The organism is Serratia rhizosphaerae (genome assembly GCF_009817885.1).
Taxonomy (GTDB): domain Bacteria; phylum Pseudomonadota; class Gammaproteobacteria; order Enterobacterales; family Enterobacteriaceae; genus Serratia_B; species Serratia_B rhizosphaerae.
This window is the reverse complement of the sequence record NZ_CP041764.1, coordinates 1,043,364-1,065,922: the sequence shown is the minus strand read 5'-3', so window position 1 is coordinate 1,065,922 and position 22,559 is coordinate 1,043,364. Positions and strand designations below refer to the sequence as shown.

General features: G+C 60.3%; 16 protein-coding genes. 9 read left to right on the top strand and 7 right to left on the bottom strand.

What is annotated here, in order from left to right:
* Window positions 1-8 precede the first annotated feature (8 nt).
* Window positions 9-3,263: an exonuclease subunit SbcC gene (gene sbcC, locus FO014_RS05035; protein ID WP_160028137.1), complete on the bottom strand. Its 3,255-nt coding sequence runs from the start codon at window positions 3,261-3,263 to the stop codon at window positions 9-11.
* Window positions 3,260-4,489, bottom strand: a complete 1,230-nt coding sequence (sbcD, locus tag FO014_RS05030; protein ID WP_160028135.1) for an exonuclease subunit SbcD — start codon at window positions 4,487-4,489, stop codon at window positions 3,260-3,262. Before sbcD ends, sbcC begins: the two co-directional genes overlap by 4 nt.
* 255 nt (window positions 4,490-4,744) lie before the next feature.
* On the opposite strand from sbcD, the gene phoB reads away from it, so the two are divergent.
* From phoB to proY, 6 genes are all read left to right on the top strand, one after another.
* Window positions 4,745-5,434, top strand: coding sequence for a phosphate response regulator transcription factor PhoB (gene phoB, locus FO014_RS05025; RefSeq protein WP_015671148.1), 690 nt, complete (start codon window positions 4,745-4,747; stop codon window positions 5,432-5,434).
* A gap of 24 nt (window positions 5,435-5,458) precedes the next feature.
* Window positions 5,459-6,775 (top strand): phosphate regulon sensor histidine kinase PhoR, encoded by a 1,317-nt coding sequence (phoR, locus tag FO014_RS05020; RefSeq protein WP_105229983.1) that lies wholly within the window; start codon window positions 5,459-5,461, stop codon window positions 6,773-6,775.
* 16 nt (window positions 6,776-6,791) lie between these two features.
* Window positions 6,792-7,727, top strand: coding sequence for a PstS family phosphate ABC transporter substrate-binding protein (locus tag FO014_RS05015; protein ID WP_160028133.1), 936 nt, complete (start codon window positions 6,792-6,794; stop codon window positions 7,725-7,727).
* 239 nt (window positions 7,728-7,966) lie between these two features.
* Complete coding sequence (locus tag FO014_RS05010) at window positions 7,967-9,073, top strand: cobalamin-independent methionine synthase II family protein (protein ID WP_105229985.1); 1,107 nt, start codon at window positions 7,967-7,969, stop codon at window positions 9,071-9,073.
* Window positions 9,074-9,517: 444 nt separating this feature from the next.
* A complete protein-coding gene (gene brnQ / locus FO014_RS05005) occupies window positions 9,518-10,834 on the top strand; it encodes a branched-chain amino acid transport system II carrier protein (RefSeq protein ID WP_160028131.1) in 1,317 nt (438 codons plus the stop codon).
* A 72-nt stretch (window positions 10,835-10,906) separates the two neighbouring features.
* Window positions 10,907-12,298: a proline-specific permease ProY gene (gene proY / locus FO014_RS05000; RefSeq protein ID WP_160028129.1), complete on the top strand. Its 1,392-nt coding sequence runs from the start codon at window positions 10,907-10,909 to the stop codon at window positions 12,296-12,298.
* 671 nt (window positions 12,299-12,969) lie between these two features.
* Here the strand turns inward: proY and FO014_RS04995 are convergent.
* Window positions 12,970-13,227, bottom strand: a complete 258-nt coding sequence (locus FO014_RS04995) for a hypothetical protein (protein WP_160028127.1) — start codon at window positions 13,225-13,227, stop codon at window positions 12,970-12,972.
* A 130-nt stretch (window positions 13,228-13,357) separates the two neighbouring features.
* On the bottom strand, window positions 13,358-14,623 hold the full coding sequence (locus FO014_RS04990) for a mechanosensitive ion channel family protein (RefSeq protein WP_160028125.1): 1,266 nt from the start codon (window positions 14,621-14,623) through the stop codon (window positions 13,358-13,360).
* 242 nt (window positions 14,624-14,865) lie between these two features.
* Between FO014_RS04990 and malZ the strand changes: the two genes are divergently transcribed.
* Complete coding sequence (gene malZ / locus FO014_RS04985) at window positions 14,866-16,686, top strand: maltodextrin glucosidase (protein WP_160028123.1); 1,821 nt, start codon at window positions 14,866-14,868, stop codon at window positions 16,684-16,686.
* 37 nt (window positions 16,687-16,723) lie between these two features.
* On the opposite strand, the gene ggt is transcribed toward malZ, so the two are convergent.
* The 3 genes from ggt to FO014_RS04970 form a co-directional block, all read right to left on the bottom strand.
* Window positions 16,724-18,487: a gamma-glutamyltransferase gene (gene ggt, locus FO014_RS04980; RefSeq protein WP_160028121.1), complete on the bottom strand. Its 1,764-nt coding sequence runs from the start codon at window positions 18,485-18,487 to the stop codon at window positions 16,724-16,726.
* A 206-nt stretch (window positions 18,488-18,693) separates the two neighbouring features.
* Complete coding sequence (locus FO014_RS04975; RefSeq protein WP_054305460.1) at window positions 18,694-19,296, bottom strand: peroxiredoxin C; 603 nt, start codon at window positions 19,294-19,296, stop codon at window positions 18,694-18,696.
* Window positions 19,297-19,549: 253 nt separating this feature from the next.
* The gene (locus FO014_RS04970; RefSeq protein ID WP_160028119.1) at window positions 19,550-20,131 is read right to left on the bottom strand and encodes an acyl carrier protein phosphodiesterase; all 582 of its coding nucleotides are present in this window, start codon (window positions 20,129-20,131) and stop codon (window positions 19,550-19,552) included.
* A gap of 145 nt (window positions 20,132-20,276) precedes the next feature.
* Between FO014_RS04970 and queA the strand changes: the two genes are divergently transcribed.
* Both queA and tgt read left to right on the top strand, forming a co-directional pair.
* Window positions 20,277-21,347 carry a tRNA preQ1(34) S-adenosylmethionine ribosyltransferase-isomerase QueA gene (gene queA, locus FO014_RS04965; RefSeq protein ID WP_105229993.1) on the top strand — a complete coding sequence of 357 codons (1,071 nt, stop codon included), beginning with the start codon at window positions 20,277-20,279 and terminating at the stop codon, window positions 21,345-21,347.
* Window positions 21,348-21,418: 71 nt separating this feature from the next.
* Window positions 21,419-22,543, top strand: coding sequence for a tRNA guanosine(34) transglycosylase Tgt (tgt, locus tag FO014_RS04960; RefSeq protein WP_105229994.1), 1,125 nt, complete (start codon window positions 21,419-21,421; stop codon window positions 22,541-22,543).
* The last annotated feature ends 16 nt before the right edge of the window (window positions 22,544-22,559 follow it).

Here is a 22,559-nt window from a genome sequence, read left to right as displayed (position 1 = left end):
GTGTGCGGTTAGCCTTCGATGCGGTACTGCGGCTCCAGCCGGCTGATCCCCAGGCCGTTGACCTTTTTCACTTTGATCTGCACCGGGATCCGCTCTTTCATCGCCTCGACGTGGCTGATCACGCCGATGGTCTTGCCGGAGGCGTTAAGGCTGTCGAGCGCGTCCAGCGCGGTATCCAGCGTCTCGGCATCCAGCGTGCCGAAGCCTTCGTCCAGGAACAGCGAATCGATGCTGGTTTTGTGACTGACCAGATCGGACAGCGCCAGCGCCAGCGCCAGACTGACCAGAAAACTTTCGCCGCCGGACAGCGTGCGGGTGTCGCGCTGCGCGTCGGCCTGCCAGGTGTCCACTACCAGCAGTTCCAGCGCATCGCTGTTTTTCCGCTGCAGCAGATAGCGGCCGTGCAGGCGGCTGAGCTGGTTGTTCGCCAGATAGACCAGATGATCGAGCGTCAGCCCTTGGGCGAATTTACGGAATTTATCGCCTTCTTTTGAGCCGATCAGCTGGTTGAGGCAGCTCCAGTCGTCATACTGCCGCTGACTCTGGGCAATTTGCGCGAACAGCGCCTGCTGATTGCCGCGACGCTCGGTGTCGCTGGTCAGCTGGTTGCGCAGCTCGCCCTGACGCAGCTGCAGCGTCTTCAACTGCTGCGCCAGCGCCTGCTGCTGCTGTGCCAGCGCCGCGAGATCGGCATGTTGGTCATCCACACCTTGCGGGCGCTGCTGCTGGTGCTGCTCGCGCGCCTGTTCGGCCTGCGCCAGCAGCGCGCGGGTTTCCACCTGACGCTGTTGCTGCTGCTCTTTCAGCTGTTGCAGATGCTGACGCTGCGCATCGTCCAGCAGGGCGGCGTGGAAGGCGGCGTCATCGGCAAATTCACTGGCGCTCAGCGCCTTCTGCCACTGCTGCTGCGCCTGCTCGGCGCGCTGCGTTTGCTGCGCCAGCTGCTGCTGCAGCCCCGCCAGCTGGCCGTTCAGGCGTTCACGCTGTTCCTGCGCCAGCTGCCAGCGTTCGGCAGCCTGCTGGCTGGCCAGTTCGCAGGCCGCCTGTTTGGCGCGCAGCTGTTCGCGCGCCTGCGCCACCGGCTGCTCGCCAAACAGCGCCAGGCGCTGCCGTTGCTGGGCGGCGATCTGCTCCTCGTTGTCCTGCCACTGCTGCTGCAGACGCTGCTGCTGCTGCTGAGCGTCGGCATACTGTTTTTCCAGCAGCGTCAGGCGTTCATTCAGCAGCGCTGTCTGCTGCTGCGCCTGCTGCTGTGCGTTCTGCAACGCGATCAGCGCATCTTTGGCCTGTTGTACCGCCTGCGCCGCCTGCTCATGTTGGCTGAGGCGCTGCTGGCCCTCGCGCTCTTCGTGGTCGCAGTCGCTCAGCCACTGCTGCAGGCGCTCGCTCTCCTGCAGGCCGAAATCAAACGCCAGCTCGGCGGTCAGGGTCTGCCACCGTTGCTGGTGGGCCGCCAGTTGCTGTTCATCCTGCTCAATCGCCTGCTGCTGACGCTGTTGCTGTTGCTGCATACCGTCGTGACGGGCGCGCAGCTCGACGCCGTTTTTATACAGCGCTTCGCCCTGCTGGCGCAGCTCGTCAAGGCGCCGGGCGCTGGCTGACGGGTTAAGCGTCTGATAATCGGTGATGGCCGGGTGCTCGGTAGAGCCGCACAGCGGGCAGGGCGAGCCGGTCTGCAGCCGGGCGCGTTCGGCTTCCAGACTGACAATGCGCTGCTCAAGCTCATGGGTTTTCTCTACTTCCGCCTGCAGGGTTTTGTGCTGCTGATACTGCTGTCTGGCCTGTTCTAACTGCGGCGCCAGCTGTTGCAGCTGTTGCTGGCCGGCGGCCAACTCCTGCCGCTGTTGCGTCAGCCGTTGATCCAGCTGCAGCGCCAGCGAGGACAGGGTCGCCAGCTGCTGGCGCGTCGGGCGCAGGTCGCTCAGCTGCTGCAGGCGCTGGCGCAAGGCGGCCAGCGGCGTTTCGGCTTCCAGCACGCTGTGCTGCTGCTGTTGTGCGGCGAGCGCCTGAGTCAGGGCGCTCAGCTGCGTCTGATGCTGCTCGGCCTGCGTCGCCAGCTGTGCGCGTTCGGCGTGCAGTTTGTCCAGCGTCTGTTTCTGCTGTCCGCACTGGCGCACGGCGTCGTCGCGGGTTTGCTGCAGTTCGCTACGACTTTTGCTCAGCTGTGCGATGTGGTGATCGAGCGGCAGCACCTGTTCGTCGATCAGCTGCTGCTGCTGTTGCCGGTGCGCCGCCTGTGTCTGTTGTTCGGCGCGCGCCTGCTCCAGCGCCTGCTGCAGCGGTGCCATTTGTGCGGCCTGCTGCTGTTGCTGTTGGTCAAGCCGGGTCAGCTGCTGCTGCGATGCCTGCAGTTCATCGCGGTAGCGCTGGCGTTCATTGTGCAGCGGGCGCAGTTTTTCGGCGGGTTCGCTGCGCGCCAGCGTCTGCAGCTGCGGTTCGGCCTGCTCCTGCTCCTGTTGCAGCGCCTGTAAGCGCTGCTGGCACTGTTGCAGCTGTTGCTGCAGACGCTGCCACTGTTGCAGCCAGTTAAGCGTCTGCCGCTGTTGTTCATCGTGCTGACTGAGCGTGGTTTCTTCCTGACGCAGCGCGTCGAGCTGGGTTTCCAACTGTTGGCGCTGTTCGTCGCTCAGCAGTTCAATACCGCTGGCGCGCTGGTGCAGCGCATCCAGCTCAAGTTTGGCCTGCTTATGCTGTTCGAACACCCGCTCGGACAGCTGGCCGTAGATTTCGGTGCCGGTGAGTTCTTCAAGCAGTTCGGCGCGATCGTTGGCGTCGGCGTTGAGGAAGGCGGCGAACTGCCCCTGCGACAGCATCATCGATTTGGTAAAACGGCCGAAGTCCAGGCCGGTGATGGCGGCGACCGCCTCCAGCTTGTCGCGCACCTTATCGGCGAGGATCTTGCCGTCCGTCAGCAGCGCCAGCTCGACCTTCGGCGCCTGCAGGTTGCCGTTCGGATCGTTTTTGGCCCGGCGCTGGCTCCAGAAGGCGCGGTAGCCGACGCCTTTGACCTCGAACTCCACCTCGGCCAGCGATTCGGCGGTATGGCGCGTCATCAGATCGTTCTGGCTGGGGGATACGTGCAGCCGCGGCGTCTGGTGATACAGCGCCAGGCAGACGGCGTCGAGCAGGGTGGTTTTGCCCGCGCCGGTCGGGCCGGTGATGGCGAACAGGCCGTTGCTGGCGAACGGTTCGGCGCTGAAGTCTATTTTCCACTCGCCCTGCAGCGAGTTGAGGTTTTTCAGCCGTAGGCTCAGAATTTTCATGCCGATGGCTCCTCATTCTGCTGCAGAGCGTCGACCGTCTGGCGGAACATGGCGCGCATCCGGCCGCGCCGCGCCTCTTCCAGTTCGCTTTCCTGCGCCAGACGGCGTTCAAACACCTCATCAACGCTCAGTTCGTTCAACGTCTCTTTATCCTGCTGCTCAATGGCCTGACGGCGCTGCTCTTTACTGCGCCGCAGCAGCACCACCTCCACCGGCAGATTATCCGCCAGCGCCTGGATGCGGCGCTGAATGTCGCTGAGGTAATCCTGCGTCGCTACTTCGATATCCAGCCACACCGGCAGCTCGCCCTGATAGTCGGCAAACTGCTGCAGCTGCTGTTCGATCTGGGCGAGATCGCCTTTGATCAACTGCATCGGCTGGAAAAGCGGGACGGGCAGCGTAGTGACCTGCTGCAGCCCGCCGTCGGCGAAGTCGACCATAAACACGCTTTTGGCGCTGCCCAGCTCATCAAAGCTGAGCGGGATCGGCGAGCCGCTGTAACGGATATGCTCGCTTTTCGCCACCTTTTGCGCCCGGTGAATATGCCCCAGGGCGATATAGTCCGCCGGCGGGAAGGCCTGCGCCGGGAAGGCGTCCAGCGTGCCGATATAGATATCGCGCACCGAATCCGAGGTGGTGACGCCGACGGTGGTCAGGTGGCCGGTGGCGACGATCGGCAGCGTAAGATCGAGCGCCTCGCGCTGCGCGCAGGCCGCCTGATACAGCGTTAGATAATGTTCGGCGATGGCTTCCTGCAGCGCCTGCTGCTTCTGCGTGCCGGATTCGCCGGCGCGGCTGGTCAGCAAATCGCGCGGGCGCAGGAACGGGATGGCGCACAGCAGCGCGCCGGGCTGGCCGTTGCGGCGGTTAAGCGTCACGATTTGCTGCCCGGCCTCGGCCTGCGCGCTGGCGATCACGCGGGTGTTCAGACAGGAGAGCAGCTCGCGCGATTCATTCAGCGTCGCCACGGAGTCGTGGTTGCCGCCCAGCACCACCAGTTGGCAGCCGGTCTGCTGCAGTTCCACCACAAAGCGGTTGTAGAGTTCGCGCGCGTAGCTCGGCGGCGAACCGGTGTCGAACAGATCCCCGGCGACGATCAGCGCGTCCACCTGATGCTGTTCAATCTGCGCAATCAGCCAGCGCAAAAACGCCTGATGCTCGGCGGCACGGCTTTTGGTGAAAAAATACTGACCCAAATGCCAGTCAGAGGTGTGTATCAGGCGCATGACTCTCCCGGGGATTGGCCGTCGGTTGTGCCGGGGCGAAACGCGGCGGCGGTAAAACGTTGACGATGATTATACGGGTTGGCGGGTAAAAATATGCTATTTCTATCTATTCCGGCGGTTAAGCCGGCGCGACGGTGATAAGCATTTATATTGTGAATGTTACTGAGTGGTTAATTTCATAAATCTGTCACAAAACTGACGCATAATGGCGCCCGCAAACAAATTGTGAACGCTAACACATTGGCAGGATTGACGATGGCAAGACGCATACTGGTGGTGGAAGACGAAGCGCCGATTCGCGAGATGGTGTGCTTTGTGTTGGAACAGAATGGTTACCAACCGTTGGAAGCCGAAGATTATGACAGTGCCGTAACGCGCCTGTCTGAGCCGTTCCCCGATTTAGTGTTGCTGGACTGGATGTTGCCCGGCGGCTCCGGCATTCAATTTATCAAACATATGAAGCGCGAAGCGCTGACCCGCGATATCCCGGTGATGATGCTGACGGCGCGCGGCGAGGAGGAGGACCGGGTGCGCGGCCTGGAAGTCGGCGCGGATGATTACATCACCAAACCGTTCTCGCCGAAGGAACTGGTGGCGCGGATTAAAGCGGTGATGCGCCGTATTTCGCCGATGGCGGTGGAAGAGGTGATCGAGATGCAGGGGCTGAGTCTCGACCCGTCTTCGCATCGGGTGATGGCCAACGAACAGCCGCTGGATATGGGCCCCACCGAATTCAAACTGCTGCATTTCTTTATGACCCACCCGGAGCGTGTTTACAGCCGCGAACAGTTGCTTAATCACGTCTGGGGCACTAACGTTTATGTGGAAGACCGCACCGTTGATGTGCATATCCGCCGGCTGCGCAAGGCGCTGGAGAGCAGTGGTCATGACAAGATGGTTCAAACCGTTCGCGGCACAGGTTACCGCTTTTCAACGCGCTATTAATCGCGCAGCGTCGGAGAGCATGCCGTGCTAGAACGCCTTTCCTGGAAAAGGCTGGCTCTTGAGCTGGCCCTTTTTTGCTTGCCGGCCCTGCTGTTGGGGCTGATTTTCGGCTATCTCCCCTGGTTACTGCTGGTCGCCGTGCTGGCGGCGCTGGGCTGGAACTTCTATAACCAGCTGAAACTTTCCCACTGGCTGTGGATTGACCGCAGCATGACGCCGCCGCCGGGGCGCTGGAGCTGGGAGCCGCTGTTTTACGGCCTGTATCAGATGCAGCAGCGCAACCGCCGCCGTCGGCGCGAGCTGGCGCTGCTGATCAAACGCTTCCGCAGCGGCGCCGAATCGCTGCCGGATGCGGTGGTGATGACCACCGAAGAGGGGAATATTTTCTGGTGCAACGGGCTGGCGCAGCATCTGCTCGGCTTCCGTTGGCCGGAGGATAACGGCCAGCATATTCTCAACCTGCTGCGCTACCCGGAGTTCAGCCACTATCTGCAACAGCAATCCTTCGATAAACCCCTGACGCTGCAGCTGAATAACGAGCATTACGTTGAATTCCGCGTGATGCCGTATTCGGAAGGGCAGCTGCTGATGGTGGCGCGCGACGTGACGCAGATGCGGCAGTTGGAGGGCGCGCGGCGCAACTTCTTCGCCAACGTCAGCCACGAGCTGCGCACGCCGCTGACCGTGCTGCAGGGCTATCTGGAAATGATGGGCGACGACGAGCCGGACGGTTCGCTGCGCGGCAAGGCGCTGGCCACCATGCAGGAACAAACCCGGCGCATGGACGGGCTGGTGAAGCAGTTGCTGACGCTGTCGCGCATCGAGGCGGCGCCGATTATCGAGATGAATGAGACGGTGGACGTGCCCCTGATGCTGCGGGTGCTGCAGCGTGAGGCGCAGTCGCTCAGCGGCGGCCGCCATGAAATCAGTTTCCGCGTGAATGAAGCGCTGAAGGTGTACGGCAATGACGACCAACTGCGCAGCGCGGTGTCCAATCTGGTGTATAACGCGGTGAACCACACGCCGGCAGGCACGCACATTGAGGTGAGCTGGCAGCAGACGCCGCAGGGGGCGCAGTTCCAGGTCAGCGACAACGGGCCGGGCATCGCCGCCGAGCACCTGCCGCGTCTGACCGAGCGCTTTTACCGCGTGGACAAGGCGCGTTCGCGGCAGACCGGCGGCAGCGGGCTGGGGCTGGCGATCGTCAAGCACGCCCTCAGCCATCACGATGCGCGGCTGGAGGTGCTCAGCGAGCCGGGCAACGGCACCCGCTTTATCTTTACTTTGCCTAACCGGTTGATTGTTCCCGACGCTTTGTCAGAGAATGCGCTGAAAAATTAATGCGTGAGGCACCGGTATGCGACTGACCCGAGGGATATGGCTCTGCCTGCTGTTATTGTGCAGCCCCGGCCTGCGGGCGCAGCCGAGCGGCATGCTGTCGGGCAATCTTTCCAGCGTCGGTTCCGACACGCTGGCGAACTTGATGTCGCTGTGGGCGCAGGACTTCAGCCAGCACTATCCGAATATCAATCTGCAGATGCAGGCCGCCGGTTCATCGACCGCGCCGACGGCGCTGGCCGCCGGCGCCGCGCAGCTGGGGCCGATGAGCCGTCCGATGAAGGCGGCGGAGCTGTCGGCGTTCGAACAGCGCTACGGCTACGCGCCGCTGGCGGTGCCGGTGGCGGTCGATGCGCTGGTGGTGCTGGTGCATCAGGACAACCCGCTGCCGGGGCTGAACCTTGGCCAGTTGGATCAGATCTTTTCCGCCACCCGCCGCTGCGGCGAAGCCGCCGCACTGCGGAACTGGGGCCAGCTGGCGCTGCCGGGCGATTGGGCGCAGCGCAGCATTCAGCGTTTTGGCCGCAATTCCGCCTCCGGCACCTATGGCTATTTCAAACTGCGCGCGCTGTGCGGCGGCGACTTTATGGCGCGGGTCAATGAGCTGCCCGGCTCGGCGTCGGTAGTGCAGGCGGTGTCCGGATCCCTGAACAGCATCGGCTATGCCAGCATCGGTTTCCGCGCCAGCGGCGTCCGGCTGCTGCCGCTGGCGGAGCGGGGCGATCGCTACGTGGCGCCCAGCGCTGCCAACGTGCGCAACGGCAGTTATCCGCTGGCGCGCTACCTGTATATCTACGTCAACAAAGCGCCGCACCGGCCGCTTGAGCCGCTGACGGCGGCGTTCTTTGACCGGGTGCTGTCCGAAGAAGGGCAGGCGCTGGTCAATCAGGACGGCTATCTGCCGCTGTCGCCGGCAACCCTGCGGAAAACCCGCCAGGCGCTCGGGCTGAAGTAGCACCGGCTTAGCGCCTGGGCGCGTATGACGGCAGCTTTCAGCCAGCTGCCGCCGACCATCATGAATTTCTTTCAACACCCATGAAAATTTCTCCATTGCCGCCGGGCAGGCGGCATGACAGGATGATTTTAGCTATTTAGACGTCTGGATGTCCAATTGTAACCCAGCGTAATCATTCAATATGTAAATCATTCCGGCAGGCCAACGAGACGCCTGCCGTTCACCGGGAGTGGAAAAAGATGTGCAATTGCAATCATGCCGTTCATGCTGACGTCGTCGGCAGTTTATTACGTCCTGCGGCGCTGAAAAGCGCGCGTCAGCAGTTTCAGCGCGGTGAGATTGACGCGGCGCAGCTGCGGGCGGTGGAAGATGAGCAGATCCGCCAGGCGGTGGAAAAACAGCGCCAGCTGGGACTGGCGGTGGTGACCGACGGGGAATTCCGTCGCGCCTGGTGGCACTTTGATTTCCTCGAAGGCCTGGACGGCGTACAGGGCTACGACGCCGAACAGGGCATCCAGTTCAACGGCGTGCAGACTAAGGCGCGCAGCGTCAAGGTGACGGGCAAGCTGGGCTTTAACCCGCAGCATCCGATGCTGGCGGATTTTCGTTTCCTGCAGCAGATTGCCGGCGACGCGCAGCCGAAGATGACCATCCCCAGCCCGAGCGTGCTGCACTTCCGCGGCGGGCGTCAGGCGATCGACAGCACGGTTTATCCGCAGCTGGATGCCTATTTTGCCGATCTGGCGCAAACCTATCGCGATGCGATCCGCGCGTTTTATGACGCCGGCTGCCGCTACCTGCAGCTGGATGATACGGTGTGGGCTTACCTCTGTTCTGACGATCAGCGCCGTCAGATCCGCGAGCGCGGCGAAGATCCCGACCAGCTGGCGCGCATCTATGCCGACGTGCTGAATGCGGCGATCGCCGGCAAGCCGGACGATCTGACCATCGGTTTGCATGTCTGTCGCGGCAACTTCCGCTCCACCTGGATCTCGGAAGGGGGCTATGAGCCGGTAGCGGAGATCCTGTTCGGCCAGGTCAATATCGACGCCTTCTTCCTGGAGTACGATAACGAACGCTCCGGCGGCTTCGAACCGCTGCGCTTTATCAAGCCCGGCAAGCAAAAAGTCGTGCTGGGGCTGATCACCACCAAAGACGGTGAGCTGGAAAATCCGGAGCAGGTGAAGCAGCGCCTGCAGGAAGCGGCACAGTTCGTCGCCCCTGAGCAACTTTGTCTGAGCACCCAGTGCGGCTTCGCTTCGACCGAAGAGGGCAACAGCCTGAGCGAGCAGCAGCAGTGGGACAAGCTGAGCAGCGTGGTCAGCATTGCCGGGCAGGTCTGGTAACCGCCGGCAGCCCGTTTGTTATGCGCGGAAATGCCGACGATATTGGCGTTTTCGCGCGGTTTAACCCGCAATGCTTCACGTTTTGTGAGCGCGCTGGTTAAAAATGATACAAATCATGTAGGGCATATTTCCTGAAGACTGGTGCGATCGACTGGTGATGAATATTTATCTGGTCGATCGCTCTGCATTTCCCGGTGAGCCTTGCCTTTTGGCGCTATAAACGTTTTACTTACCCTCCGTTGTTGGACTAATCCTCCATTTTATAACTTCTAACATTCTGCCCATCTTCAAGAGTGGTCAATTTCGCATAAGGACAAAACGCCCGAGCGGTATGCGTTTTCTTGCTCTTATTGCTCTTGTGATGAAATGGCAGGCCGACAGCGAAATGGCGAACCGCCATGAAAAGAACGTTTTTTTTCATTTGAACAGGCAACACGACATCCTATGAGTCATCGTTTAACGTCAAAAGATATTCTGGCATTAGGTTTTATGACCTTTGCCTTATTTGTCGGCGCCGGGAATATTATTTTCCCGCCGATGGTGGGGCTGCAGTCCGGCGAACACGTCTGGATCGCGGCGCTGGGCTTTTTGATTACCGCCGTCGGCCTGCCGGTGATGACGGTGATTGCGCTGGCGCGCGTCGGCGGCGGCGTTGACGCCCTGAGTACGCCGATCGGCCGCACCGCCGGCCTGCTGCTGGCGACCGTCTGCTACCTGGCCGTCGGCCCGCTGTTTGCGACGCCGCGCACCGCGACCGTGTCGTTTGAAGTGGGGATTGCCCCGCTGACCGGCGACGGCGCGGCGCCGCTGCTGATTTACAGCCTGGTGTACTTTGCGCTGGTGATCGGTATTTCCCTCTATCCGGGCCGCCTGCTCGACACCGTCGGCCATATTCTGGCGCCGCTGAAAATTGTCGCGCTGGGCGTGCTGGGCATCGCCGCGCTGCTCTGGCCGGCCGGTTCGCCGATTCCGGCGGTGGATGCCTATCAGCATGTGCCTTTCTCTTCCGGCTTTGTAAATGGTTATCTGACCATGGATACGCTGGGGGCGATGGTATTCGGCATCGTGATCGTCAACGCCGCGCGTTCACGCGGGGTGAAGGACAACGGCCTGCTGACCCGTTACACCATTTTTGCGGGGCTGATCGCCGGTGTCGGCCTGACGCTGGTCTACCTGAGCCTGTTTAAACTGGGTTCCGGCAGCGGCGTGCTGGTGCCGGACGCCACCAACGGCGCGGTGATCCTGCATGCCTACGTGCAGAACACCTTTGGTAGCCTGGGCAGCTTCTTCCTGGCGGCGCTGATCTTTATCGCCTGTATGGTGACCGCGGTCGGCCTGACCTGCGCCTGCGCCGAATTCTTTGCCCAGTACCTGCCGTTCTCTTATAAAACGCTGGTGTTTATTCTGGGGCTGTTCTCGATGTTCGTCTCCAACCTGGGCCTGAGCCACCTGATTCACCTCTCGATTCCGGTGCTGACCGCCATTTATCCGCCGTGTATCGTGCTGGTGGTATTGAGCTTCACCCTGCGGATGTGGAATAGTGCGCCGAAGGTGATTTCGCCGGTGATGCTCGTCAGCCTGTTGTTTGGTATCCTTGACGCGGTGAAGGCCGCCGGCTTCGAGAATCTGCTGCCGGCATGGAGCACGCACCTGCCTCTGGCAGGTCAGGGATTGGCATGGCTGCCGCCTTCCGTACTGATGCTGGTACTGGCCGCCATCTACGATCGGGTATGCTCGCGCTCTGAAGCGACCGCGCATTAATTCTTCCCGGTCTGATTTTGAGGCCACGGACTTGTCCGTGGCTTTTTTGTGTATAAGAAGACAGGTCTTTAAATGCAACAGGAATCAGTAACACCCGCCGCCAATAAGTTGAAACGTGGCCTCAGCACGCGCCACATCCGCTTTATGGCTCTCGGGTCGGCGATTGGCACCGGGCTGTTCTACGGCTCCGCCGACGCCATTAAAATGGCGGGGCCCAGCGTACTGCTGGCGTATCTGATCGGCGGCGTGATCGCCTTTATCATTATGCGCGCGCTGGGGGAAATGTCGGTCAATAACCCGCAGGCCAGCTCTTTCTCGCGCTATGCGCAGGATTACCTTGGCCCGATGGCCGGCTATATCACCGGCTGGACCTACTGTTTTGAGATTTTGATCGTCGCCATTGCCGACGTGACCGCGTTCGGCATCTATATGGGGGTGTGGTTCCCGGAGGTGCCGCACTGGATTTGGGTGCTGAGCGTGGTGCTGATTATCGGCGCGATCAACCTGATGAGCGTGAAGGTCTTCGGCGAGCTGGAGTTCTGGTTCTCGTTCTTTAAAGTGGCCACCATCATTATCATGATTGCCGCCGGTATCGGCATTATCATCTGGGGCATCGGCAACGGCGGGCAGCCGACCGGCATTCATAACCTGTGGAGTAACGGCGGTTTCTTCAGTCATGGCGTGATGGGCATGATACTGTCGCTGCAGCTGGTGATGTTCGCCTACGGCGGCATTGAAATCATCGGTATTACCGCCGGCGAGGCCAGCGACCCGAAAAAATCGATTCCGAAGGCGATCAACTCGGTGCCGTGGCGCATTCTGGTGTTTTACGTCGGCACGCTGTTCGTGATTATGTCGATTTATCCGTGGAATCAGGTCGGCACCAGCGGCAGTCCGTTTGTTCTGACCTTCCAGCATATGGGCATCACCATTGCGGCCGGTATCCTCAACTTTGTGGTGATTACCGCGTCGCTGTCGGCGATTAACAGCGATGTGTTCGGCGTCGGCCGTATGCTGCACGGTATGGCGGAGCAGGGCCACGCGCCGAAAGTATTCAGCAAAGTCTCCAAACGCGGTATCCCGTGGGTGACGGTCGTGGTGATGATGGCGGCGCTGCTGATTGCGGTGTACCTCAACTACATCATGCCGGAAAGCGTGTTCCTGGTGATCGCTTCGCTGGCGACCTTCGCGACCGTGTGGGTGTGGATTATGATCCTGTTCTCGCAGATTGCGTTCCGCCGCACGCTGAACAAACAGCAGGTGAAAGATCTGGCGTTCCCGCTGCGCGGCGGGGTGTTTACTTCGACGATCGCCATTATCTTCCTGGCCTTCATTATCGGCCTGATTGGCTACTTCCCGACCACCCGCGTGTCGTTGTACGCCGGTCTGGTGTGGGTGGTGGTGCTGCTGGCAGGGTACTGGGTGAAGGTGAACCGCCAGAAGAAGCGTGCGCAGACGGCGTAAGGTTTCCGTTACGGGGGATTTTGTCAATTTAACGGTGGTTTTCGGTCGTTAAGCCTTTGCAGGTTTATGTGACCCAGGTGACTCGACCGAGTCAGGGGCCGAGGGCGCGGCCCCTGACCACCCGCGCCCTCGCCAGGTCAGGCGGTTGGCTACGCCAACTGCCCTCACTCATTCTCGGCGCATCACGGCCGGCTGCGACAAGCGTCCCTGCTTGTCTCGCCTAAAACCGCCGTCCATGGCGGTTTTGCCTATGCGCCGTTCCTTCGTTCGGCGCCTTCTATGGCGGTCACTCACCGTGCACATCTCAGCAATGCCTTCGTCTGTAAATTATGAATGTCAAAATCGGAGGTTAACTATCCCGGTAATGGCAGATTCGGGTGTTGACCTTTAGCGCGCATTACGGGCTGCCGAACAAGGAACCTGAGCCAGGGGCAACCGGACAGGGATGTCCGGTTGAGGCGGCACAGGCAGGGATGCCTGTAGAGCCGACCCGCCCGGCGACGGTGACGCCGTGAGGGTACCCGCGAAGCGGGCAGAACGCGCCCACGGCCCCTGCAATTGCCGTTTATCGTAGTTACAGAGAAATACCGTGCGTTTACGGCAATTCCAATCACACTGAGCCTACAGATTGCCGTGCAATAACGATGTCACTAGAGCTTCATTGAATCTTGCTATTTATCTTCAGTATCTCCACGTTCGGCGGCGCGGGTTTCGCCGCGCGTGAGGGGCGTGGGGGATTCCTCGTCTTCACCGGCGTAGCGCGTCAGCGCGTCACGGATATCCCGCATATCGCGGCTTAAGGCGCTCAGCGCCGGCTGCAGCGTGACCTTCAGGTTCCCTTCAACGCGTGCGGCGCTGTGCAGGCAGCCGATAAACAGCAGCGTGCTGAGCAGCGTGAAAAAGCGATGTTTGAGCCGTGTTAAGTGCATGCGTTCCCCCCCGGCGGTTGAGTATTCGCTGCATTAACGCCGTTTTAGCGCGGAAAGAAAAGAGGGGGGAGATATCTGCTGGCAATCAGAGCAGGATAATTACCAGCAGAAATAATTACGTCAGTTTCGGTCAGGAAACGTCGGCCGTCGGGCGGATATCTTTCAACAGGCCGCGCATATCGTTGCCGGTCGGCGTCTGATGAATACGCAGGTCGAACTCTTCAATCACCGCATAGATATGGTCGAAAATATCCGACTGGATACTTTCGTACTGCGCCCAGACCGTGGTGTTGGTAAAGGCGTAGATCTCCAGCGGCAGCCCCTCCGGCGTCGGCGACAGCTGACGCACCATCAGCGTCATATGCTGGTGGATGTGCGGGTGGGCGCGCAGATAGGCTTCCAGATAGGCGCGCAGCGTGCCCAGGTTGGTCAGGCGGCGGCCGTTGAGCGGCGAGCTGAGATCCACCTGCGCCTGCTGATTATATTGTTGCAGCTCTTCCGTTTTGTTGTTCAGGTAGTGCTGCAGCAGCGGGTTGCGGTTCAGGCGCTGCTCTTCCTGCTCGGAGAGGAAGTGCACGCTGGTGGTGTCGATATTGATGCTGCGTTTGATGCGACGGCCGCCGGATTCCGACATGGAGCGCCAGTTTTTAAACGAATCGGAGATCAGCGCGTAGGTCGGGATGGTGGTGACGGTGTTATCCCAGTTGCGCACTTTGACCGTGGTCAGGCCGATGTCGGTGACCGCGCCGTCGGCGCCGTATTTCGGCATCTCCAGCCAGTCGCCGATTTTCAGCATATCGTTGGCGGACAGCTGGATGCCGGCCACCAGGCCCAGGATCGGATCCTTAAACACCAACATCAGCACCGCGGTCATGGCGCCCAGGCCGCTGAGCAGCAATAGCGGCGATTTACCCATCAACAGCGAGACGATCATAATGCCGATTAACACGGCGGCGATCAGCTTCACGCTCTGGAAAATGCCGCGCAGCGGCAGCTGATTGGCCGCCGGGCTTTCGCGCAGCACCGCCAGCAGGGTATCCAGCAGCGAGAACAGCGTCAGCAGTGCGTAGGCCATGATCCACACCTGCGCGGCGGTGACGATTACCGCCTGGGTCTGAGTGCCGCTGTGCAGCCATAACAGCGCCTGCAGGTTGATGATCACGCCCTGCAGCAGCAGCGCTGCGCGCTGGAACAGTTTGTACTGGGTCAGCGCCTGTTGCCAGACGCGCTGCGACTGCTGGCCGCGGCGCTGAATGGCCGCCAGCACTACGCGGTGCAGGATAAAGTGGATAACCACCGAAATCAGGGCGATCAGCACCAGTACCAGCACCAGCGACATGATGCCGGTAAATTCGATGCCAAACTGATCTAACCATTGAGCAATCCGTTGTTGCATAGCTCCTCCATAAAACGTGTTAACAATAGCCACTAAGCGGATAGGGGCGTAAGCCTATAGCCCGTGCCGCGTAATGTGTACCGGTTTACCAATTTTTACATTAAGTTAGCACGATTTCCTCCTCTCAGCCTCCCGGCTCCTCCCCCGTTTTTATCGCTGACAGATGAGTGACGGGAACGGGCGGCGTGGCATGCTGGGCGCAATTCACGGTTATTTGCGCTGGCAACAGCGGGAGGAACGTTATGCTGGAAGCCTGGCATCTGCCGGTGCCGCCGTTTGTGGAAAAGAATGGGCAGCAGTTGGATATCACGCTGTGGTTGCAGGCTTCAATGCCGCCCCTGCAGGTATTGCTGCGTGCGGAACCGGATAATGAAGAGTGGCTGCTGCCGATGGCGGCGCAGTCCGTTGACGGCCGGCTGTGCTATCGCGCCAGCCTGACGCTGAATGAAGGAGAGGCGACGCGGCGCTACTGCTTTAAGCTGCTGTGGGCCGACCGCCAGCGCTGGTTCGGCCCGTTAGGCTGGTCGTTGACGCCGCCGGATCAACTGACGCAGTTCGCGCTCGACGAGCCGGACGACGGCCCGGGCTGGGTGGCGGATCGGCTGTTTTACCAGATATTCCCCGATCGCTTCGCCAGCAGCGGCGGCGCGCATGGGATACAGAGCGGCAGCTACGTGCATCATGCCGCCGGTACGCCGGTGGAGCGGCGCAGCTGGCAGCAGCCGTTGGACGAACGGCTGGCGGCGTCGACCTTTTACGGCGGCGATCTGGACGGCATTATTATGAAGCTGCCCTATCTGCAGCAGTTGGGCGTCACCGCGCTCTACCTCAATCCGATTTTCACCGCGCCCAGCGTACATAAATACGATACCGAGGATTACTATCAGGTGGACCCGTACCTGGGCGGCAACGCGGCGCTGCGACGCTTGCGAGTAAGCACTCACAAAATAGGGATGAAACTGCTGCTGGACGGCGTATTTAACCATACCGGCGATTCGCATCCGTGGTTCGATCGTCACCGGCAGGGTGAAGAGGGCGCCTGCCACCACCCGGATTCCCGCTACCGTAACTGGTTTAACTTTTATCCCGACGGCACCGCACTCACCTGGAAAGGCAACGCCAGCCTGCCGAAGCTGAATTACGCCGAGCCGCAGGTAGCGGCGGCGATCTATGGTGATGCCGACAGCGTGGTGCGCCACTGGCTGAAGCCGCCGTACAGCATTGACGGCTGGCGGCTGGACGTGGTGCATATGCTTGGGGAGAACGGCGGCGCCGGCGGTAACCTGCGCCATTTGGCGGGCATCTATCAGGCGGCCAGAGAGGAGAATCCTGCCGCCTATCTGCTGGGCGAACATTTTGGCGATGCGCGCCGCTGGCTGCATGCCGGCGTAGAAGATGCGGCGATGAACTATATGGGCTTTGCCCTGCCGCTGCGGGCGTTTCTGGCGGGGGTTGATGTGGCGCGTCATCCTGTCGATTTGGACGCCGCCGCCGTTGCAACATGGATGGACAGCTACCGCGCCGGTCTGCCGCATAACCGCCAACTGATAATGTTCAATCAGCTCGACAGTCATGACACGCCGCGTTTTTTGACCCTGTTGGGCGGCAATATGGCGCGGATGCGCATGGCGGCGGTGTGGCTGATGAGCTGGATCGGCGTGCCCTGCCTGTATTACGGCGATGAAGTGGGGTTGGACGGTGAGAATGACCCGCTGTGCCGTAAGCCGTTTCCCTGGGATGAGAGCCAGTGGGAATGGCCGCTGCTGGCGCTGTTTCAGCGGATGGCGGCACTGCGCAAGCAAAGTCTGGCGCTGCGGCGCGGCGGCTGTCAGGTGCTGTTCGCGCAGGGGGAGACGCTGGTGTTTGTACGTACTTACCAGCAGGAGCGCGTGCTGGTGGCGCTGCAGCGCGGCGGCGGTAATCAGGCGGTGCGGCTGGCATATAGCCCGCTGCTGACGCCGGGCGACTGGCGGAGGCTGGAAGGCGAGGGCGAACTGTCGGCGTGCGATGGCGGCCTGTCGCTGCGTCTGGCCGCGGAATCGGCGAGCGTCTGGCGGCTTTAGCTAAAAGAACGGGGGCCGAGCGGCCCCCGGGATGGCATCAGTAGCCGATCGCCGCGCCGGCCGGGCGGCGTACGTCGTTAGCGCCGTACAGATAGCCTTCGCGCACCTTGCCGGAGACCGCCGAGTCATTGCCGGAGTTGGCCGGCGTCACGCCCGCCGCGCCCGGCAGACCGACCAGAATCAGTTCGGCCGCGCCCCATGGCGTCTGCTCCACCATTTTGTAACCCATCTTCTGCAGCAGATTCAGCGTATCCGCGGAGACGCCGCGCTGTTCGTAGTAGACCTCGTCAGGCAGCCACTGGTGGTGAATGCGCGGCGCATCCACCGCCTCCTGCGGCGCCATGCCGTGGTCGATCACGTTAAGCGCGGTCTGCAGCGTGATGGTGATAATGCGCGAACCGCCCGGTGAGCCGAGCACCATAAAGATTTTATTGTCTTTGGTCACCAGCGTCGGGCTCATCGACGATAGTGGGCGCTTACCGGGGGCGATGGCGTTGGCGGTGCCCTGCACCAGCCCATAGAGGTTTTTCTCGCCGACCTTCACGGTAAAGTCATCCATTTCGTCATTGAGGAAGAAACCGGTGCCGGGGGCGATCACCACCGCGCCGAAGCGGCCGTTGACCGTATAGGTGGTTGATACCGCATTGCCGTCATGATCGACGATGGAGTAGTGAGTGGTTTCCGGTTTTTCATGCGGCTCCATGCCGGGCTGCACGTTTTCCGACGGCGTTGCCTTGCCGGGGACGATTTGCTTGCGGATTTGCTCGGCATAGCTTTTGCTGACCAGCCGGTCGATCGGGTTGTTGATAAAGGCCGGGTCGCCGAGATAGGTGTTGCGATCCATATAGGCGTGGCGCATGGCTTCGGTCATGGTGTGGATGGCCGCCGCCGAGTTAAAGCCCATGCTTTTCAGATCGTAGCCTTCCAGGATATTCAGCGTTTCGCACAGCGTAACGCCGCCGGAGCTTGGCGGCGGCGATGAGACGAACTTATAGCCGCGGTAGCTGCAGGTAATCGGCGCCGTTTCGGTGACTTTGTAGTTGGCGAAGTCGGCCGCGGTCAGAATACCGCCGCCCTTACGGGCCGCCGCTTCCACCGCCTGCGGAATTTTACCGTGGTAGAAGGCGTCCGGCCCCTGTTTGGCGATGGTGTCCAGCGTATTGGCCAGATCGGCCTGCACCAGACGATCACCCGGCTGCAGCGCGCTGCCGTCTTTACGCAGGAAGATTCTGGCCGCTTCGGGGTCCTGCTTAAAGCGTGCGACGGTGGTATCGAGGATATCGGTATCGGCGCGCGTCAGCACAAAGCCTTCCCGCGCCAGCTTGATGGCCGGCGCCATCACCTGTTCGCGGCTCAGCTTGCCGTATTTTTTGCGCGCGGTTTCCATGCCCAGCACGGTGCCCGGCACGCCGGCGGCCAGGTAGCCGTACAGGCTGGCGCCTTTTTTCACTTTGCCGCCGGCGTCCAGGTACATATCGGCGCTGGCCGCCGCCGGCGCGGTTTCACGGAAGTTGATAAAGGTATCGGTGCCGTCGGCCAGATGGACGGTCATAAAACCACCGCCGCCGATATTACCGCAGCAGGGGTTAACCACCGCCTGCGCGTAGCCGACGGCCACGGCGGCATCCACCGCATTACCGCCCATTTTCAGAATGTCGACGCCCACCTGTGAGGCCAGACGTTGCGAGGTGACCACCATACCCTGCCGTGCTTCTACCGCCGGCGTGGAGGCGGCGTGCAGGCTGCCGCTGACCAGCAGCGCCGCCATGGTCAGGGGTTGACTCCATTTGTGCAAAAACATTGATATTCCTACCCTGTCAGTTTTTTATTATCAGGCTCTGCAAAGAACAGGCCAGCGGTTACAGCGTAGCGCCATGGCGCGGCACGCGCTGAAAATTGACGGGAGAATGTGAACCAAAACAAGGAAAACGCGGCGGGGCTGCACAACAAAAGGGCATAAAAAAACCGGCCAGCAAGGCTGACCGGTAGATAACGCTAGGGCTGAAATTACAGCTTGGCAGCGTTTTCAGACAGGTATTTAGCAACGCCGTCTGGAGACGCGCCCATACCTTCTTTGCCTTTTTCCCACTGAGCCGGGCACACTTCGCCGTGCTCTTCATGGAACTGCAGCGCATCAACGGTGCGGATCATTTCGTCGATGTTACGGCCGATTGGCAGATCGTTAACGATCTGAGAACGCACGATGCCGTCTTTGTCGATCAGGAAAGAACCACGCAGCGCAACGCCCGCTTCCGGGTGCTCGATGCCGTAAGCTTTCTGGATTTCACGCTTAACGTCAGCAACCATTGCGTATTTCACTTCACCGATGCCGCCGTTTTCAACAGGGGTTTTACGCCATGCGTTGTGAACGAACTCGGAGTCGAAGGAAACGCCAACCACTTCTACGCCACGCTTCTGGAACTCTTCATAGCGGTGATCGAAAGCGATCAGCTCTGAAGGGCACACGAAGGTGAAGTCCATTGGCCAGAAGAACAGTACGGCTGGTTTGCCGTTCAGGTGTTTTTTCAGGTTGAAGTTTTCAACGATTTCGCCGTTACCAAGTACGGCAGCTGCGGTGAAGTCAGGGGCTTGACGAGTTACCAGGACCATGATTACTCCTGTAATAGTAGTTAAGGGTTAATGTCTGCCCGAGGAGGTAAACCGCGGGCAAAAACTTGGGCCAGTATAGGGGCCTTGCGTCGGCGAATAAAGGTTAAAAACGCCAATCATTGAGATAGTTTTTATCTATCGATATCAGTAATTAATACAGCGAGCCTTAAAAATAACCTTTTCCGGCAAAAGGGCAAGCGTTAACGGCAAAATTGTTGTCAGGCGGCGTTGTCACGTGCGCTTGCCGGCCCCGCTACAGGCGTTTGGCCTGTGCCTGACGCATCAGTTGAGGATAAAACTGCCAGAACTGTGTTTCAAGCTGATGATAGTGGCGCTCTACGTCGGCGAAAGAGCCGCCCAGCGCCGCCAGTCGCGGTCGCCGGCTGGCCATGCCGCGCAGCACCTGAGCGATAAACGGCAGTTCGGCGTAGCGCTCCAGCCAGCGTTCTGACCAGAGGTAATGGTTCAGGGTCTGAAAACGCTCGGGCGTTTGCGCCAGATGAGGAACGATTTGATCGCGCGCCTGGCGGGTAAAATCACTGAGCGGACGCGTCGGCTCGATCTGCCGCCAGTGTCGCGCCAGAAAGTGGTCCCACACCACATCGAGCGTGATGGGCGCCACGCGGCGATAGTCGGTGCCAAAGTAATCGCGGCTCTGTTTAACCTGCGGCAGCGAGTCCGTCAGAACGTCAATACGGCGGTGCAGCATAATGCCTTCCGCCACCTCGGGCGCATAGTCCGCCGCCGGGTTGCCGCGCACAAAGTCGGCCAGCAGGTTACCCAGCAGCGAGCTGTCCGCCAACTGGGCCAAATGGAGATGAGCAAGGAAATTCATCCGGTCACTATACCTTAAAGTGGGTTATCTTGAGGCACCGTTCTGTGCCATAACGGTGGCGCGCGGGAAATTCGCCTTATTCCTTGCCGCCTTTCCCCCATGGCTTTAGACTATAGCGCCTATTTTTTTAGCTGAAGTGAATACCATGCGCGTCGCCGATTTTTCCTTTGAACTTCCCGAGTCTTTGATCGCCCGTTACCCGCAGGCACAGCGCAGCGGCTGTCGCCTGCTGCAGTTGGATGGGCCAAGCGGTGAACTGACGCACGGCGTGTTCACCGACCTGCTGGATAAATTGGAGGCCGGCGACCTGCTGGTGTTTAACAATACCCGGGTGATCCCGGCGCGCATCTTCGGCCGTAAGGCCAGCGGCGGCAAGATTGAGGTGCTGGTGGAGCGCGTACTGGACGACAGCCGGGTGCTGGCGCACGTGCGCGCCTCGAAGGCGCCGAAACCGGGCGCTGAGCTGCTGCTGGGCGATGACGAAAGCATCGCTGCGACCATGGTGGCGCGTCATGACGCCCTGTTTGAGCTGCGTTTCGACGATGAGCGTGACGTGTTCGCCATTTTGAATGATGTTGGCCATATGCCGCTGCCGCCGTATATCGACCGGCCGGACGAAGACGCCGACCGCGAGCTTTATCAGACCGTCTACAGCGAAAAGCCGGGCGCGGTGGCGGCGCCGACCGCCGGCCTGCACTTTGACGAGCCGCTGCTGGCGGCGTTGCGCGCCAAGGGCGTGGAGATGGCGTTCGTCACCCTGCATGTTGGCGCCGGCACCTTCCAGCCGGTGCGGGTGGACAGCATTGAAGATCACATTATGCATGCCGAGTATGCCGAAGTGCCGCAAGAGGTCGTGGATGCGGTACTGGCCTGTAAAGCGCGCGGCAAACGGGTGATTGCCGTCGGCACCACCTCGGTGCGCTCGCTGGAGAGTGCCGCCGCTGCCAGCAAGGACGCGCTGATTGCGCCGTTCTTCGACGATACCAGCATCTTTATCTATCCGGGGTATCACTATCAGGTGATCGATGCGCTGGTGACCAATTTCCACCTGCCGGAATCGACGCTGATCATGCTGGTTTCCGCCTTTGCCGGCTACCAGAACACTATGCATGCCTATCAGCAGGCGGTGGCCGAGCAATACCGCTTCTTCAGTTACGGCGATGCGATGTTTATCAGCCGTAACCCGCAGGCGGAAAACGAATCCGTCGGCGAGTAAGTTTCCGGGCCGCGCCGGTGCGTGGTCCTGTATTAATGACATCAGACTGTTTCTCTGATGCTGGAGGATAAGTGAAGTACGAATTAGATACTACCGATGGCCGCGCGCGTCGCGGCCGCCTGGTCTTTGAGCGCGGCGTGGTGGAAACGCCGGCCTTTATGCCGGTCGGCACCTACGGCACCGTAAAGGGCATGACGCCGGAAGAAGTGAAAGAGACCGGCGCGCAGATTTTGCTGGGCAACACGTTCCACCTGTGGCTGCGTCCGGGGCAGGAGATCATGAAGCTGCACGGCGACCTGCATGACTTTATGCAGTGGCCCGGCCCGATCCTCACCGACTCCGGCGGTTTCCAGGTGTTCAGCCTGGGGGCGATGCGCAAAATCAAGGAAGAGGGCGTTTACTTCCGTAACCCGATCAACGGCGACAAAGTGTTTCTCAGCCCGGAAAAATCGATGGAAATCCAGTATGACCTGGGTTCTGACATCGTGATGATTTTTGACGAGTGCACGCCGTACCCGGCGGACTGGGATTACGCCAAGCGTTCGATGGAGATGTCGTTGCGCTGGGCGCAGCGCAGCCGTCAGCGTTTTGACGAGCTGAACAATAAAAATGCGCTGTTCGGCATTATTCAGGGCGGCGTTTACGAAGATTTACGTGATGTTTCAGTAAAAGGGCTGGTGGAGATCGGCTTTGATGGTTACGCTGTGGGCGGTTTGGCGGTAGGTGAGCCAAAAGAGGACATGCACCGTATTCTCGAACATGTTTGCCCGCAAATTCCGGAAGATAAGCCTCGCTATCTGATGGGCGTCGGCAAACCGGAAGACCTGGTGGAAGGCGTGCGTCGCGGCATCGATATGTTTGACTGCGTGATGCCGACGCGTAATGCGCGTAACGGCCATCTGTTCGTGACCGACGGTGTGGTAAAAATCCGCAATGCCAAGCACAAGGATGATACTTCTCCGCTGGACAGCGAGTGTGATTGTTACACCTGTCGCAATTACAGCCGCGCCTACTTGCATCATCTCGACCGTTGCAACGAAATACTCGGTGCCCGTTTGAATACCATTCATAACCTTCGCTTTTACCAGCGTCTGATGGCGGGTTTACGCCAGGCCATCGAAGAGGGTAAATTAGAGGCGTTTGTTGCGGACTTCTACGGTCGGATCGGTAAACCGGTTCCGCCTTTAAATGTTTAATAATTGATAACTTAAT